Origin of the sequence: Pseudomonas sp. DY-1, assembly GCF_003626975.1 — a bacterium.
GTDB lineage: Bacteria > Pseudomonadota > Gammaproteobacteria > Pseudomonadales > Pseudomonadaceae > Metapseudomonas.
The window spans coordinates 2,306,846-2,322,587 of record NZ_CP032616.1; the positions used below are offsets into that span (position 1 = coordinate 2,306,846).

At 62.2% G+C, this 15,742-nt stretch carries 12 protein-coding genes; 3 read left to right on the top strand and 9 right to left on the bottom strand.

The features are described from left to right. Window positions 1-16 precede the first annotated feature (16 nt). From D6Z43_RS10980 to D6Z43_RS10995, 4 genes are all read right to left on the bottom strand, one after another. Window positions 17-847, bottom strand: coding sequence for an amidohydrolase family protein (locus D6Z43_RS10980; protein ID WP_120652025.1), 831 nt, complete (start codon window positions 845-847; stop codon window positions 17-19). 92 nt (window positions 848-939) lie between these two features. After that, window positions 940-2,079: an acyl-CoA dehydrogenase family protein gene (locus D6Z43_RS10985; protein ID WP_120652027.1), complete on the bottom strand. Its 1,140-nt coding sequence runs from the start codon at window positions 2,077-2,079 to the stop codon at window positions 940-942. Window positions 2,080-2,188: 109 nt separating this feature from the next. Continuing rightward, the gene (locus tag D6Z43_RS10990; protein WP_120652029.1) at window positions 2,189-2,641 is read right to left on the bottom strand and encodes a bacteriohemerythrin; all 453 of its coding nucleotides are present in this window, start codon (window positions 2,639-2,641) and stop codon (window positions 2,189-2,191) included. 215 nt (window positions 2,642-2,856) lie between these two features. Further along, window positions 2,857-4,152, bottom strand: a complete 1,296-nt coding sequence (locus D6Z43_RS10995) for a dicarboxylate/amino acid:cation symporter (protein WP_120652031.1) — start codon at window positions 4,150-4,152, stop codon at window positions 2,857-2,859. Between the two features lie 323 nt (window positions 4,153-4,475). Here D6Z43_RS10995 and D6Z43_RS11000 point away from each other — a divergent pair, with 323 nt between their 5' ends. Then, a complete protein-coding gene (locus tag D6Z43_RS11000) occupies window positions 4,476-5,474 on the top strand; it encodes an AraC family transcriptional regulator (RefSeq protein WP_120652032.1) in 999 nt (332 codons plus the stop codon). Window positions 5,475-5,561: 87 nt separating this feature from the next. On the opposite strand, the gene D6Z43_RS11005 is transcribed toward D6Z43_RS11000, so the two are convergent. The 3 genes from D6Z43_RS11005 to D6Z43_RS11015 form a co-directional block, all read right to left on the bottom strand. Further along, a complete protein-coding gene (locus D6Z43_RS11005; protein WP_371924380.1) occupies window positions 5,562-6,941 on the bottom strand; it encodes an ATP-binding protein in 1,380 nt (459 codons plus the stop codon). Continuing rightward, window positions 6,938-7,615, bottom strand: coding sequence for a response regulator (locus D6Z43_RS11010; RefSeq protein ID WP_077525528.1), 678 nt, complete (start codon window positions 7,613-7,615; stop codon window positions 6,938-6,940). Before D6Z43_RS11010 ends, D6Z43_RS11005 begins: the two co-directional genes overlap by 4 nt. 61 nt (window positions 7,616-7,676) lie before the next feature. Continuing rightward, on the bottom strand, window positions 7,677-8,282 hold the full coding sequence (locus D6Z43_RS11015; protein WP_120652034.1) for an outer membrane beta-barrel protein: 606 nt from the start codon (window positions 8,280-8,282) through the stop codon (window positions 7,677-7,679). A 412-nt stretch (window positions 8,283-8,694) separates the two neighbouring features. Between D6Z43_RS11015 and D6Z43_RS11020 the strand changes: the two genes are divergently transcribed. Next, window positions 8,695-9,411, top strand: coding sequence for a 4'-phosphopantetheinyl transferase (locus D6Z43_RS11020; RefSeq protein WP_120652036.1), 717 nt, complete (start codon window positions 8,695-8,697; stop codon window positions 9,409-9,411). 72 nt (window positions 9,412-9,483) lie between these two features. Here D6Z43_RS11020 and D6Z43_RS11025 read toward each other — a convergent pair whose 3' ends face one another. Further along, entirely contained in the window at window positions 9,484-11,100 is a 1,617-nt protein-coding gene (locus D6Z43_RS11025; protein WP_120652038.1) for an ATP-binding protein, read from the bottom strand. A 39-nt stretch (window positions 11,101-11,139) separates the two neighbouring features. Next, window positions 11,140-11,862 carry a response regulator gene (locus D6Z43_RS11030; RefSeq protein WP_120652040.1) on the bottom strand — a complete coding sequence of 241 codons (723 nt, stop codon included), beginning with the start codon at window positions 11,860-11,862 and terminating at the stop codon, window positions 11,140-11,142. 711 nt (window positions 11,863-12,573) lie between these two features. Here D6Z43_RS11030 and D6Z43_RS11035 point away from each other — a divergent pair. Further along, window positions 12,574-15,465: a ribonucleoside-diphosphate reductase subunit alpha gene (locus tag D6Z43_RS11035; RefSeq protein WP_120652041.1), complete on the top strand. Its 2,892-nt coding sequence runs from the start codon at window positions 12,574-12,576 to the stop codon at window positions 15,463-15,465. Window positions 15,466-15,742 lie beyond the last annotated feature (277 nt).

The following is a 15,742-nucleotide window of genomic DNA, read 5'->3' on the forward strand; positions in this document are numbered from 1 at the left end:
CCAATGGCCCATCACTCTAGAGCTTGAACACTCTTCGTGCGTTGCCGTGAAGGAATTTTCCTTTCACATCCTCCGACAGCCCCATCTCCTCTACCTGCTCCATGCAACGCGAGAGCGACAACTGCGGAAAGTTGCTGCCGAATAGCACCTTGTCCTGGCCGTAAGTCTTCATGTACTGGATCAACGCCTGCGGGTAGTAGCGCGGCAGGTAGGCAGAAGTATCGATATAGATGTTGTCGTGCTTCCAGGCGACGCCAATCATTTCCTCGGTCCAGGGATGGCCGATATGCCCAGCGACGATGCGCAGCTCGGGGAAGTCCAGCGCCACCTCGTCCAGGTACGGCACGGGCCGGCCGGTTTCCGAGGGCATCAGCGGGCCGGTGTGGCCCACCTGAGTGCAGAAGGGGATGTCCAGCTCGATGCACTTCGCATAGAGCGGGTAGTAGAGCCGGTGGTTGGGCGGCAGTTTCCACAGCCATGGCACTACCCGCAGCGCCTTGAAACCCAGCTCATTCACGGCGCGGTCCAACTCGCGCAGGGCGGCCATGGGCTTGCTCATGTCCACCGCTGCAACCCCGACGAAGCGATCGGGGAAGGCGCGGGTGTATTCGGCCACTTCTTCGTTGGTGCTTACCCAGCGTTCAGGACGGCACCAGGCGCTGACCATCAGCTTGTCGATGCCGGCACGGTCCATTTCGGCAACGGTTTGCTCGGGACTCAGGCCCTTGTCGAGCAGGGACGTGGTTCCGGACTTCTCGAACAGCCGCACTGCCTCGGGTATCAGCTCGCGGGTTCGGCCAGTAGCAAGCTGGGCCCAGGCATCGATGGCGCCTTTTGCGTGAGTCATGACGATTGCCTCAATAGTGTCTGTTCAAGGTGCGCACGGCACACCCTACGGGGCACATTTGTACGGTGCGCCACGCGCACCGCCCGCCATCCTCAGAGCTTCATCCCGCGGCTGATGATCTCTTTCATGATTTCCGAAGTGCCGGCGAAGATGCGCTGGATACGCGCGTTCGCGTACATCTTGCAGATCGGGTACTCCCACATGTAGCCCCAGCCGCCATGCAACTGCACGCCTTCGTCCACCACCTTGCACAGCAGTTCTGTGGTGAACAGCTTGGCCTCGGCGGCCACCTCGGGAGTGAGCTTCTTCTGGTTGTGGTCCATCACGCAGCGGTCGGTGAACACCTGCGCGACGTCGATCTGGGTACGCATCTCGGCCAGCTTGAAGCGGGTGTTCTGGAAGTGCGCTACGGGCCGATCGAAGGCCTTGCGCTCCTTCACGTAGTCGATGGTGGTGAGCAGCGCGGCCTCGGCGCCGGCCACTGCACCGCAGGCATTGGTCAGCCGCTCCTGAGCGAGCATGTTCATCAGATAGAAGAAGCCACCCTTGGCATCGCCCAGCAGGTTTTCCTTCGGCACCTTCACGTTATTGAAGAACAGCTCGGCAGTGTCCTGGCTCTTCATGCCCAGCTTCTTCAGGTTGCGACCACGCTCGAAACCCTCCATGCCCCGCTCCACCAGGAACAGACCCATGGCGTGCTTGTTCGCCGGGTCGGTCTTGGCGGCGACGATCACCACGTCCGCCAGCAGCCCGTTTGAGATGAACACCTTGGAGCCGTTGAGCAGGTAATGGTCACCCTTGTCGATTGCGGTAGTGCGCATGCCAGCCAGATCGGAGCCAGCGGAAGGTTCGGTCATGGCCACAGCGAGGATGGTTTCGCCGCGGATGATTCCCGGTAGGAAGCGCGCCTTCTGCTCGGCGTTGCCGTACTCGGCGATGTAGGGGCCGCAGAGGGCCGAATGCAGAGGAATCATGAAGCCCGGCTCGTTGATGTAGGCCAGTTCCTCGCACATGATCTGCTCGTAACGGAAGTCCTTGAGCCCGGAACCACCGTATTCCTCGTCCGCCCAAGGCAGCAGGAAGCCCATCTCCCCAGCTTTCTTCCACACGCTGCGGTCGACCACGCCGGCCGCTTCCCACTCGTCCTGGTGCGGAACCACTTCCCTTTGCAGGAAGGCTCGGAAAGCCTCGCGGAACAGATTGTGTTCGGTCTCGAAATGAATGCGCTGCATGGGGTTGCCTCCCTGGGCCGAAGTCGTGCCGCAGGTTAGGCGCCAGCGCCTTGCGCCCTCAATGACGCAAGCGCTCAGAGCGAATTGACTCAATCGACCAGATACGCATTCAACCGAACAGCTTGCCCAAAAGCGACGACATCAGGCTCTTGCGCCCAAGTTTCTTCACATAAGGCACGTAGTCCTGGTCTTCCTGCTTGACGTGGCTGACCAGCCAGAGGCCGATGAAGATTCTTGCCTTGGCCGCTACCTTGGCGGGAGCCTCACCTGATTCAAGCTTCTTGAGCAGGTCCTGGGCCCGCGCCTTGAAACTTTCATGGGTGGCCCGATGCGCCTCCAGCATCGGATATCCAGCCTGCTCCATCAGCGACTCTTCGTAAGTGTTGTGGGAAATGGCGTAGTGGATCAGGCCATGCACTACGAGTTCGAGCCCCTGCGAATCGTCGCGGGCGACCCCTTCCTCGATCTCGGCGAAGTAGTCGAAGAGACGCTTGTGCTGCTCGTCAATGATCGAGATCCCGGTCGAATAATCCGACGACCAGGCAAGATTCATGCTGTTCATGGTGTTGTCCTTAGTACCAAACGGCGCAGAAAGAGGCACAGCGCCTGCAGGCACCCACCCCGTGAAGGGCGAGAATGTTCCTTTGGCGCCAGCGCACCGGGCTTGACCCAGATCAAGTCGAAGAGCCATTCGGCAGGACAAAGAAAGCCCGGCTACGGGGAGCCGGGCTTGAGAAAGTCTCCTCGCGGGGAGGAGAACGCTGTAGCAGTCGTCGATCAGGCAGCGGTCTGCGGAGCGGCAGGAGCTTCGGACTTTCCGCTGGAAGCCAGCTCACGCTGCAGAGTGTCTTCGTCCAGTTGCTTGCACCACTTGGCGACCACGATGGTGGCAACGCCGTTGCCGATCAGGTTGGTCAGGGCACGGGCTTCGGACATGAAGCGGTCGATGCCGAGGATCAGTGCCAGGCCGGCAACCGGCAGGTGGCCAACGGCGGACAGAGTGGCGGCCAACACAATGAAGCCGGAACCGGTGACGCCGGCGGCGCCCTTGGATGCGATCAGCAGCACAGCCAGCAGGGTCAGCTGGTGAGTGATGTCCATGGTGGTGTCAGTAGCCTGGGCGATGAACACCGCAGCCATGGTCAGGTAGATGGAAGTGCCATCCAGGTTGAAGGAGTAGCCAGTGGGGATCACCAGGCCGACCACGGACTTCTTGGCACCCAGTTTTTCCATCTTGTTCAGCATGCGCGGCAGGGCCGACTCGGAAGAAGACGTACCGAGTACGATCAGCAACTCTTCGCGGATGTAGCGGATGAAGCGCAGGATGCTGAAGCCGTGGGCACGGGCGATACCGCCCAGGACCACCAGGATGAAGAACACGCAGGTGATGTAGAAGCACAGCATCAACTGGCCAAGCTGCACCAGCGAACCCACGCCGTACTGGCCGATGGTGAAGGCCATGGCACCGAAGGCACCGATGGGGGCGACCTTCATGATCATGTTGATGATGCCGAACATGACCTGGGCGATGCGATCGATGAATTCCAGCACCGGCTTGCCGTAGTCACCCATGCGCTGCAGGGCGAAAGCGAAGATCACGGAGAAGAACAGCACCTGCAGGATGTCACCCGAGGCGAAGGCGCCAACGATGGTGCTGGGGATGACGTTGAGCAGGAAGGCAATGGTGCTCTGCTGTTCGCCGGCAGCGGTGAAGGCGGCAATGCCCTTGGTGTCCAGGGTGGCCGGATCGACATGCATGCCGACACCAGGCTGGACGATGTTGACCACGACCAGGCCGATGATCAGCGCGATGGTGGATACGATTTCGAAATACAGCAGCGCGTAGCCGCCGGTCTTACCCACTGCCTTCATGTCCTGCATGCCGGCGATGCCGCTGACCACGGTGCAGAAAATGATGGGCGCGATGGCCATCTTGATCAGTTTGACGAAGCCGTCACCCAGGGGTTTGAGCGCAACACCGGTCTCCGGATAGAAGTGACCCAGCAGGATGCCGATGGCGATGGCGACGATGACCTGGACGTACAGGCTCTTGTAGAACGGTTGGCGGGACATGGCAGTGTTCCTTTCAAGTGATCCCGACCTGTTCCGTAAGGCCTGGCGTCACTGTGATCGACATATCTCCCTGTCTGGGAGACTTTTGTTGTTGTGCGGTCCAGTCGAATGGACGGCAATCTCTCCATAGCAGCCGTTGTGCCAAGTCCTCTGATTTTAATAAAGTCTTATATTTCAATGACTTGAAAGAGAAACAAACCCAGCCCAACGCATCCCTTGGGCGGATTTCCGCCAGGACCCCAGGGGGATTTCCGCCACTTGCGCCCTTGTGGCCGCCTCCAGCCACGCCCTAACATCGGCCTCCCTGACCACGGATCAGCCCCATGCGCGAGCGCACAATCGCCAGCCATTTCGTCCGGGCCGCCTTGTGCGGCGCCATGCACCATGGCGTGGATTGCACCCCCTTGCTGCGTGCCGCCGGCATTCAGCCGGCCCTGCTGGACGAACCGCGGGCCCGCGTGGCTCCTGAACAGTTCGCGCGACTGATGCAGCTGCTCTGGGAAGTGCTCGACGACGAGTACATGGGCTTCGGCCAGCAGCGCAGCAAGCGCGGCACCTTCGCCATGATGTGCCACGCAATCATCCATTGCCGCAGCCTGGAAAAGGCCCTCGTGAGGGGTACCCTTTTCTACGGGCTGTTCCCTGATGCCCCGCGCATCCAGCTGGAACGGGACGGCGATTTCGCCGTCCTGACGGTGGACGACGCGCTGCTCCGCGACCCGGACCACTTCCTGGTGGAAAGCCTGCTGGTTATCTGGCATCGGTTGGGCAGTTGGCTGATTGGCCAGCGCATCCGGCTGGAGGAAGCCACCTTCAGCTATGCCAAACCGGCCCACGCGGCCGAGTACGAATTGCTCTTCCCCACCAGCCGCCACTTCGGGGCGCCGCGCATCAGCCTGCGCTTTCATTCGCGCTACCTGGCCATGCCGCTGCTACAAGACGAGCGCACCCTCAAGCACTTCCTCGAACACTCCCCGGCCGACCTGCTGGCCCGTCCCGATGGCGGCGACAGTCTGACCAGCCAGATCCGCCGCCTGCTTGGCCGCGACTGCCGTACCTGGCCAGACTTGGAAGCGGTGGCCCAGCACCTGCACATCAGCCCGCAGACCCTGCGTCGACACTTACGGGAGGAGGGTTCGAGCTTCCAGGAACTGAAGGACCACCTGCGCCGCGACCTGGCCATCTACCACCTGGGCCGGGATGAACTCTCCATCCAGGACATCGCCGAACAGCTCGGCTTCTCCGAACCATCGGCATTCCATCGGGCGTTCAAGAAGTGGACCGGACTGACGCCGGGGGCGTATCGGGCGCAGGAGACCTAAATCGGCCCGGAATGTGGATGGGCTGTAGGGGCGAATTCATCCGCCAAGCAGAACGCAGTTCTGCCGCAGGGTGGGCTTCAGCCGATTTCAGAGCAACGGAAACCGAATCCTGAACTCCGCCCCGCCCAACGGGGACTCCTCCAGGAACAGTTCGCCGTCGTAGCTTTCGATGATGTCCTTGATTACCGCCGTACCTATGCCCTGCCCCGGATGCTGGGCGTCCAGCCGCTCGCCGCGCTTGAGGATGCGCTCGCGCTGATCCAGCGGCACGCCGGGGCCGTCGTCCTCCACCTTGAGTTCGCAATGACCGCCGCGCACACGGGCACTGACGCGAATTTCCCCCAGACACAGGCGGAACGCGTTCTCCAGCAGGTTGCCGAGCATCTCCAGCAAGGCTCCCTGCTCCATAGGGATCATCAGGTCCTGGTCGAAATCCCGCTCCACACGCACACGCTTCTCCCGATAGACCTTGTCCAGCGCATCGCAAAGGGTGTCCAGCAGCGGCGCCAGACGCACCCGGTGACGTACCAGGCCACTCTTGCGCAGTGACGCCCGCTGCAGCTGGTAGCCGATCTGCTGGCTCATGCGCTCTATCTGACTCTGCAGCACCCGCGCCTGCTCGCGGTTGTCCGACCGGGCGGCGATGTTCTCGCTGACGCCCTGCAGCACGGAGAGCGGCGTCTTCAGACTATGGGCAAGGTCGTCCAGCGAATTGCGATAGCGCTCGCGCTGACGGCGTTCGCTATCCAGCAGGCGATTGAGGGACTTGGTCAGGCGCAGCAGCTCACGCGGGTGGTCGTCACTCAGGCTGTCACGGCTGCCGGATTCCACCTGGTCCAGCTCGGCACTGAGCCCGCGCAGGCTGCGAAAGCCCCAGGTCAAGCCGAACCAGAGCAACCCCAGCAGCACCAATAGCGCTCCCCCCAGCCAGAGGTAGAGCTGCTGGAGGAATCCGTCGTACATGGACTGGTAGTCGCTAACCGGCTGCATGGTGACGACGCTGTAGGCGGCGCGCTGCCCGCGCAGCAGGTCCACCTCCACGTCGTAGACGAAGAACTCGCGCCCCTTGGCATCCGCGACCCTGAGAAACTCGTGGCCCTGGCCGTCGTAGCGCGGCCGGTAGGTCACCTGCTCATCCCGCGATGAAAGGGACTGCCAGACCTTGGCACCTTCACTGTCGTAGATGTAGCCAAGCTGACTGGCCTCCAGGTTGTCGAACTCCTCGTTGGGCAGCTTGTCGGGCATCTCCAGCTGGCCGTTCTCCACACGGGCCGCCGCGATCAGCGCACTGGCATCGGCGGCCAGCCGCTGCTCGATGGACTGGTCGAGGGCGATCACGAAGGCGCCCCGCAGCGCTGGCAGCAATGCGAGCATGAACAGCACCGCCATCGCGGCGGCACCCAGCATAAGTCGCAGGCGCAGCGACCATCCCATCGGGCGGTAGAAATTCCGCCATGCCTTGGTCATCGGCAGCGCTCGGTGAACAGGTAGCCCTGGCCGCGCACAGTGTCGATCGGCTTGAATCCGCTGCCGCCCTCCAGCTTGCGGCGCAGGCGACCGACCAACACTTCGATCACATTGGGATCACGCTCCTCATCATTCGGATACAGCTGCTCCATCAGCCGCTCCTTGGCCACAACCTGCTGGTGATGACGCATCAGGTATTCGAGGATGCGGTATTCGTAGGCTGTGAGCGCTACGGGTTCACCGTCCAGTTGTGCCTGCTTGCGGTTCAGGTCCAGTAGCAGCGGACCCGCCTCTATCGTTGACTGAACGAACCCCGAAGAACGCCGCAACAGTGCATTCAGCCGTGCCTCCAGTTCCTCGAACTGGAAAGGCTTGACCACGTAATCGTCAGCCCCGGCGGCCAGCCCCTCGACCTTGTCCTGCCAGTTGCCACGGGCGGTGAGAATGAGGATGGGGAAGCTCTTGCCCTGGCTGCGCAACTGACGGATCAGATCCAGCCCGCTCATGCCCGGCAGGCCGAGGTCAACCACTGCCAGGTCATGGTTGTATTCCGCCGCGCGATATAGCGCTTCCTCGGCGTCGGGCACCGCATCCACGACATGTCCCTGCTCGCCGAGACGGGTGTAGAGGTGATGGCGCAGCAGCGCCTCGTCTTCCACAACCAGCAGTTTCATGGGCCGCTCTCCGTATCAATGAGGCGGCCGGGCAAATGCCCGGCCCGTTGCATGGAACGCATCAGAACTTGTAGTTGGCGCCCAGGTAGGCCTGGCCGCTGCTATGCAGATCCAGGGAGCCCAGACGCGGACCTCCGTGTTCACCCATGTCGGTGCTGACGTTGGTACGCAGGTAGCGGTAGCCGGCCTCGATCGACGCATTCTTGCTCAGGTCCTGGAGAATACCGGCCTGCAGACCGGCAGCGTAGTTGATGTTGCTGTCGCGGCTCATGGCCTTGCTTTCCTGCTCCAGCTTGACCAGGCCGAGGGTCGCACCGCCGAACAGCTTGGTGTTGTAGTCACCCACCGGCACGAACACATCGTAGCTGCCGAGGAGGTTCTGCTGGCGCAGCTTGTAGCCGCTATTGGTATCGGAGAAGTTCTCGTAGGTCATGTAGTAGCGGCCGCCGTCGGTCTGCTGGCCGGCACGTACACCCCAGGTGCCAGTCTTGTGGATGACCTTGTCCAGATTGGGATTGTTCAGGTTCGCGTTCAGCGAATCGGACTTCTGGATGTTGTTGTTGGTCTGCCCCCAGGTCAGACCGACGAAGTTGTCCGCGGCCTGGGCGCCGGCGGCAGCAAGGGCCAGGGCAGAAGCGAGGGCGATATGGCTGAAGGTACGGTTCATGGTGGGATTCCTTTTCGAGTGGTCGTGTAGTTGCTGAACTCGGGGGCTAGATTGCCCACCAGCCACTGAACCGCCGCTGAACCCTTCTTGAACCTGAGCTGAACGAAACTTCTTACCCCTCCTGAAGCCCTTTCCGCTGGCCTCGTCGGCGGGCATTTAGCCCTCAGCCCCTGAATCGCAGACAAAAAAAACGGGAGCCCATCCGGGCTCCCGCACTCAATTCAGAGAAAATGTCCGGAACCGGCACTGCCAGGTTTCCAGACTACAACCTCACCTGCGTTCCAGAAGAAACGCCCGCGTAGTCTGGCAAAAACCTGGGGCGGGCTTCCGTTTCGCTTTGTTTGCCATTTGCAAACATATGTAAACGCGCGGGCCGCTGGCCCATTCCAGCGGCGCCGGGCAGAATGCCGCCATGAACCCGAAACACCCCGCCTGCTGCAGCCCCTTCGACTCGACCTGGCCCTTCTCTGAAGCCTTGCCGGGCGTAGTCATGCGCTCCTGTCGCTTCGATCCGGACTTGCTCAGCGCCGACGACTTTCCGCGCAGCGCCGTCCCCGCGCCCACCAATATCCAGCGCTCGGTGGCCAAGCGGCAGACAGAATTCCTCGCTGGCCGCCTCTGCGCCCGTACTGCCCTCCTCGCCCTGACTGGCCGTGCCGACGTGCCTGCCCTTGGGGAGGACCGCGCACCGGTCTGGCCCGCCGGCATCACCGGATCGATCAGTCATAGCCACGGGCTGGCCACCGCGCTGGTCGCCAATCACAACCAGTGGCGCGGCCTGGGCCTGGACCTGGAAGAACCCATGAAGGCCGAGCGTGCCCTGCGCCTGGCGGAAGAAATCCTCACCCCTGCCGAACTGCAACGGCTTGATAGCCTTACGCCCGACCAGCAGGCCCAGCGCATTACCCTGACCTTTTCCATCAAGGAAAGCCTGTTCAAGGCCCTCTACCCCATCGTGCAAAAACGTTTCTACTTCCACGATGCCGAACTGCTGGGCTGCGACAACGCACGAGCACGCCTGAGGCTGTTGATCGGCCTGTCGGAAGAATGGAAGGCAGGAAGTGAACTCGAAGGCTGGCACTGCGAGTTCCAGGGACGAGTGCTGAGCCTGGTGGCAGTCGCCGCCTGAGACGAGCCGCTGGCAAAAAACCTCTGTGGGCGAATGAATTCGCCCACAGAGAATGTGGCCCCACGGGCCGTCTTACAACGTCTCCGCCTCGCTCTGCCGCCGCGGCCACACCAGGCTGAAGCGCGCACCACCCAGCGTTTCGCTGCGACCGATCTGCGCGCGGCCGGCGTGCCAATAAATGATGCGTCGCACGATGGACAGCCCCAGACCGTGGCCACCGGAGGCGCGGGTACGGCTGTCGTCCAGGCGCATGAAGGGTTTGAAGATCTTTTCCCACTGGCTTTCCGGCACGCCCGGGCCGTCGTCCTCGACGTCGATGCGGCAACGCTTGTGGCCGATCTGATAGTTCAACTGAACCCGCGATTCGGCATGGCGCATCGCGTTGCTCACCAGATTCTGCAGGGCGCGATGCAGGTAACGCGGTTCGGCCTCGACCCAGGCGCCGTCAGTGCCAACATTCAGGCACAGACCACGCTCGATGCGCACATTGGCGCGCAGGTGGGAAAGTTCGGCGATCACCTGGTCGAACAGGGCATCCAGGTCCACTCGCTGGAAATGCAGGGCCGGCGAGCCCTGTTCCAGGCGCGCGTAGGTCAGCATCTCGTCCACCAGCTTGTCCAGTTCCTGGATGTCACCGTCCATACCATCCATGTACTTGCGCCGGGCACTCTCACTCTCGGCGTCGGCGATCATCTCCAGACCAAAGCGCAGCCGCGCCACCGGGGTACGCAGCTCATGGGATACAGCGCGGATCAGCTCCCGCTGCAGCATCAACAAGCGCTGCAACTGCTCGGCCATGCCATTGAACGCTGCTGCCAGACGCCCTACGGAATCCGCGCCCCTGGCCGGTACCCGTGCATCCAGCTTGCCCTGGGCAATATCGGTGGCGGCGCTTTCCAGGCCCATCAGACGATGCTCCAGCTGGCGCACCAGGAAGTAGACGGTCAGACCGATAAGAGTGAGGCCGAGGAAACCGATCAGCACCAGCAATTGCGGCGGATAGGGATTCATCTGGTGCAGCGGGCCCATCTCCAGTACCCAGGGAGTGTCCACCATGCCGGCAAAAACACGGATGGAATCGCCATCCTTGCCCAGGGCCATGACCGTGTCGCCCTCATCCACCCGGCGGCGCTGGTCGATGTCGAGGTCGGCGCTCCTCAACGGGATCAGGCGCAGATCAAAGCCGAACTGCTTGTTCTCCTTGAGGGACGCCAGGCGTTGGGGCTGTTCGTTCACCGGGAAACGCACCAGCTCATCCATCAATAGGTAGACGGTGGCCCGCGCCAATTGCTCGCTGATCTGCTCCACCTCGCCGGTCAGCAACAATCGCTCGCTCATGCTGACCAGGCCGTAGACTCTCGCGGCGTGGGGGCCCGTCTGCTCGACCAGCACCTGGCCGCGTACCAGACGGCTGCGTGCGCTGTTGTCCAGCTTCGCGTTGTCCATGGACTCCAGCTCCAGGGGAATGCCCAGCAGGCGCCCCCAGAGCACCACCGCACGGCGGCGTTCCACGTTGTTCATGGGCTGGAGGTTGTCCGCCATCAGGCGGAAGGTGCCGCGTGCCAGGCTCTCGCGGTACTGGTCGGAGCGCACCTCGTTGACCTGGTGAATGGTGAACACGCCGAGTAGCGCCACCAGCACCAGCGTCACCAGCATGCCGCCATAGATACGCAGGAAGATCGAATTCATGGACTGTCGCCCGGACGCAGCGGGCCGCCAACCGGCCCGTCAGAGGCCTTCGGCAGCCTCTCTTACAAATAGGTAGCCCTTGCTGCGCACTGTCTTGATCAGGCGCGGGTGCATCGGGTCGTCGCCGATCTTTGGGCGGATACGCGAAATGCGCACATCGATGGAACGATCCTGGCCGTCGTACTCGATGCCGCGCAGGGAGTTGAAGATCTCCTCGCGGGACAGGATGCGCCCGGCATTCACCGCCAGCAGCCAGAGCAGGTCGAACTCGGCACTCGTCAATTCGATGCTGCGCTCACTGAGCCAGGCCTCGCGCATGGCGTTGTCGATGACCAGCGGGCCGAACTCCAGCCGTCTCTGGTTTTCCGCCACGGGCGCTTCGGCCACCGCCTCGCTTCGCCGCAACAGGGCGCGAATGCGCGCGAGCAGCACACGCGGGCGCACCGGCTTGCAGACGTAATCATCGGCGCCGAGCTCCAGGCCGAGTACCTGGTCCATATCATCGGTGCGCGCAGTGAGCATCAGGATCGGGCCCTCATATTGGCCACGCAGCTTGCGGCAGATAGACAGGCCATCCTCGCCCGGCAGCATCAGGTCCAGCACCACCAGATCGGGGCGCTCCCTCAGAATGCGCGCCACGGCCTGGCCACCATCGGATTCGATGGCCACCTGCAGGCCATTGCCTTCCAGGTACTCTCGCGTCAGATCGGCCAGTCGCTGATCGTCTTCGACTATGAGGATTCGCCAGGCTTCTTGCTCCACCACGCACTCCCGTAGACAGCGTCCAGACCATCATGAAAAGGGTCGCATTGTATCAATGCCGGACCGATAGCACAGCGCATGCCAATCAGATACGGAAACACAAGATATTGTGTTAGCTTGCGACGCCATCGACAGCGCCGCCACACCTCGAAAAACGCCCATTCGGCGGCGACGAACGGCAGAGCCTAGAGCCACCGGGCCTTTGCCTCCGTTACTCCGCAGTCACCCACAAATCACCCACAACTTATCCACAGGCTAGATGTTGTGGGTCGCCTTGCAATACCCCCAACAGCGCATTATCTTGTACCCCCATCGAGCCCAGCCCCTACATATTGGGGTGAGGGCGTACCACCGGACACAATTAGAATCAAGCGCTAAAGGCTTTTTCAGGGCCTGACCACCGGTGCGTCATTTGCGGTAATTCACCCACCATTCGCCTCAGGCGAGCGGTGCCGGCCCAGGACACAAAGAACGTGACTGGGGGCCGGAAGCAGGTGCGACGTGAGTAGCGTCCACCACTAGGTATTGTGTTTGTCACGGCGGTTTAACACCGTGACGTTTGACTTGTAGGGCCAGGAAGGCACTTGAGTCCTGTCCTTCTGCCTCGTAGCTCCACGTTTCGCGTTCGGCGTCCCGCCGTGCGCATCGCGTTGTGAAAGGGAATGAAGGCGACTCGGGCGCTCTTACATAAATCAGAACATGGAGAACCCCATGCAGACCGACACCACTCGCGAGAACCCGCAGGCCGCAGCGCCGCAGGCAGCAGATTCCAACCAGGATCTGGCCGCCACTGCGCCTGGCCAGCTGCGCGTGATCAAACGCAACGGCACTGTCGTCCCGTACACCGACGACAAGATCACCGTTGCCATCACCAAAGCGTTTCTCGCCGTGGAAGGCGGTACTGCCGCTGCTTCTTCGCGTATCCATGAAACCGTCGCCCGCCTGACCGAGCAGGTCACCGCGACCTTCAAGCGTCGCATGCCCTCCGGTGGCACCATCCACATCGAGGAAATCCAGGACCAGGTCGAACTGGCCCTGATGCGCGCCGGCGAGCAGAAAGTCGCTCGCGACTACGTGATCTACCGCGAATCCCGCGCCCAGGAGCGCTCCAAGCGCAGCGCCTCCAGCGACGTAGCCCAGCCGCACCCGAGCATCCGCATCACCCGCGCCGACGGCAGCCAGCAGCCGCTGGACATGGGCCGCCTGAACACCATCATCAGCGAAGCCTGCGAAGCCCTGGCCGAAGTCGACGGCTCGCTGATCGAGCGTGAAACCCTGAAGAACCTCTACGACGGCGTAGCCGAGAAGGACGTCAACACCGCCCTGGTGATGACTGCCCGTACCCTGGTAGAGCGCGAGCCGAACTACTCCTACGTCACCGCCCGCCTGCTGATGGACACCCTGCGCGCCGAAGCGCTGGGCTTCCTCGGTGTTGCCGAGAGCGCCACTCACCACGAGATGGCCGACCTCTACGCCAAGGCCCTGCCGGCCTATGTGGAAAAAGGCGTCGAGTTCGAACTGCTCGACCCGCAGCTGAAGACCTTCGACCTGGAAAAGCTGGGCAAGGCCATCAACCACGAGCGTGACCAGCAGTTCACCTACCTCGGCCTGCAGACCCTGTACGACCGTTATTTCATCCACAAGGACGGCATCCGCTTCGAACTGCCTCAGGTCTTCTTCATGCGCGTGGCCATGGGCCTGGCCATCGAAGAGAAGCAGAAAGAAGAACGCGCCATCGAGTTCTACAACCTGCTGTCGTCCTTCGACTACATGAGCTCGACCCCGACCCTGTTCAACGCCGGCACCCTGCGTCCGCAGCTGTCCTCCTGCTACCTGACCACCGTGCCGGACGACCTGTCGGGCATCTACAACGCGATCCACGACAACGCCATGCTGTCGAAATTCGCCGGTGGCCTGGGCAACGACTGGACTCCGGTCCGTGCGCTGGGCTCCTACATCAAGGGCACCAACGGCAAGTCCCAGGGCGTGGTTCCGTTCCTGAAAGTCGTGAACGACACCGCCGTAGCCGTGAACCAGGGTGGCAAGCGCAAGGGCGCCGTCTGCGCGTACCTCGAAACCTGGCACATGGACATCGAAGAGTTCATCGAGCTGCGCAAGAACACCGGTGACGACCGCCGCCGTACCCACGACATGAACACCGCGAACTGGATTCCCGACCTGTTCATGAAGCGCGTGTTCGACGATGGCCAGTGGACCCTGTTCTCGCCGTCCGAAGTACCGGACCTGCACGACCTGACCGGCAAGGCCTTCGAAGAGCGCTACGAGTACTACGAAGCCCTGACCCAGTACGGCAAGATCAAGCTGTTCAAGACCATCCAGGCCAAAGACCTGTGGCGCAAGATGCTCTCGATGCTCTTCGAGACCGGCCACCCGTGGCTGACCTTCAAGGACCCGTGCAACCTGCGTAGCCCGCAGCAGCACGTGGGCGTGGTCCACAGCTCCAACCTTTGCACCGAGATCACCCTGAACACCAACAAGGACGAGATCGCGGTCTGCAACCTGGGCTCGATCAACCTGGTCAACCACATCATCGACGGCAAGCTGGACACCGCCAAGCTCGAGAAGACCGTCAAGACCGCAGTGCGCATGCTCGATAACGTTATCGACATCAACTACTACTCAGTCCCGCAGGCTCGCAACTCGAACCTCAAGCACCGCCCGGTTGGCCTCGGCATCATGGGCTTCCAGGACGCCCTGTACCTGCAGCACATCGCCTACGGCTCCGACGCTGCCATCGAGTTCGCCGACAAGTCCATGGAAGCGGTGAGCTACTACGCCATCCAGGCGTCCTGTGACCTGGCCGACGAGCGCGGCGCCTACGAGACCTTCGACGGCTCCCTGTGGTCCAAGGGCATCCTGCCGCTGGACTCCCAGCAGATCCTCATCGAGGCCCGTGGCCAGAAGTACATCGACGTCGACCTGACCGAGTCCCTCGACTGGGCCCCGGTTCGCGAACGCGTCAAGAAAGGTATTCGTAACTCGAACATCATGGCCATCGCGCCGACCGCGACCATCGCCAACATCACCGGCGTATCGCAGTCCATCGAGCCGACCTACCAGAACCTCTACGTGAAATCGAACCTCTCCGGCGAGTTCACCGTGATCAACCCCTACCTGGTACACGACCTCAAAGCCCGTGGCCTGTGGGATCCGGTCATGGTCAACGACCTGAAGTACTACGACGGTTCCGTGCAGCAGATCGAGCGCATCCCGCAAGACCTGAAAGACCTGTACGCCACCGCGTTCGAAGTCGAAACCAAGTGGATCGTCGACGCCGCCAGCCGCCGTCAGAAGTGGATCGATCAGGCCCAGTCCCTGAACCTCTACATCGCCGGCGCCTCGGGCAAGAAACTGGACGTGACCTACCGCATGGCTTGGTACCGTGGCCTGAAAACCACCTACTACCTCCGCGCCCTGGCCGCCACCAGCACCGAGAAGTCGACCATCAACACCGGCAAGCTGAACGCCGTATCGGCGGGTGGCAGCGAAACCCTGCAAGCCGCTCCGGCTGCAGCACCGGCTCCGGCTCCGGTGCCCAGCGCGTGCTCCATCGATAACCCCGACTGCGAAGCGTGCCAATAAGCGCGCGTCGCTGAGCGGCGTCCGCGTTGTTGCCCGGCTGGCCGGCCCCCATCACGTACATACGTACGCTCAGGGGTTCCAGCCAACCGGGCGCCTAGCGGTCACTCGCACAGCACCACGCTCGACCGGGAGTGAAATTCCCCTCCCCTCTCCCACTGGTAGAGGGGCCGGGGTGAGGGAAACCTCAGGCAGCACAGATATTCGAACAATCACATCCACAAACCGGGTGTGCACAGGCCAGGGCAATCCACCGCCCCGTCCTTGATCCAACGCTTTC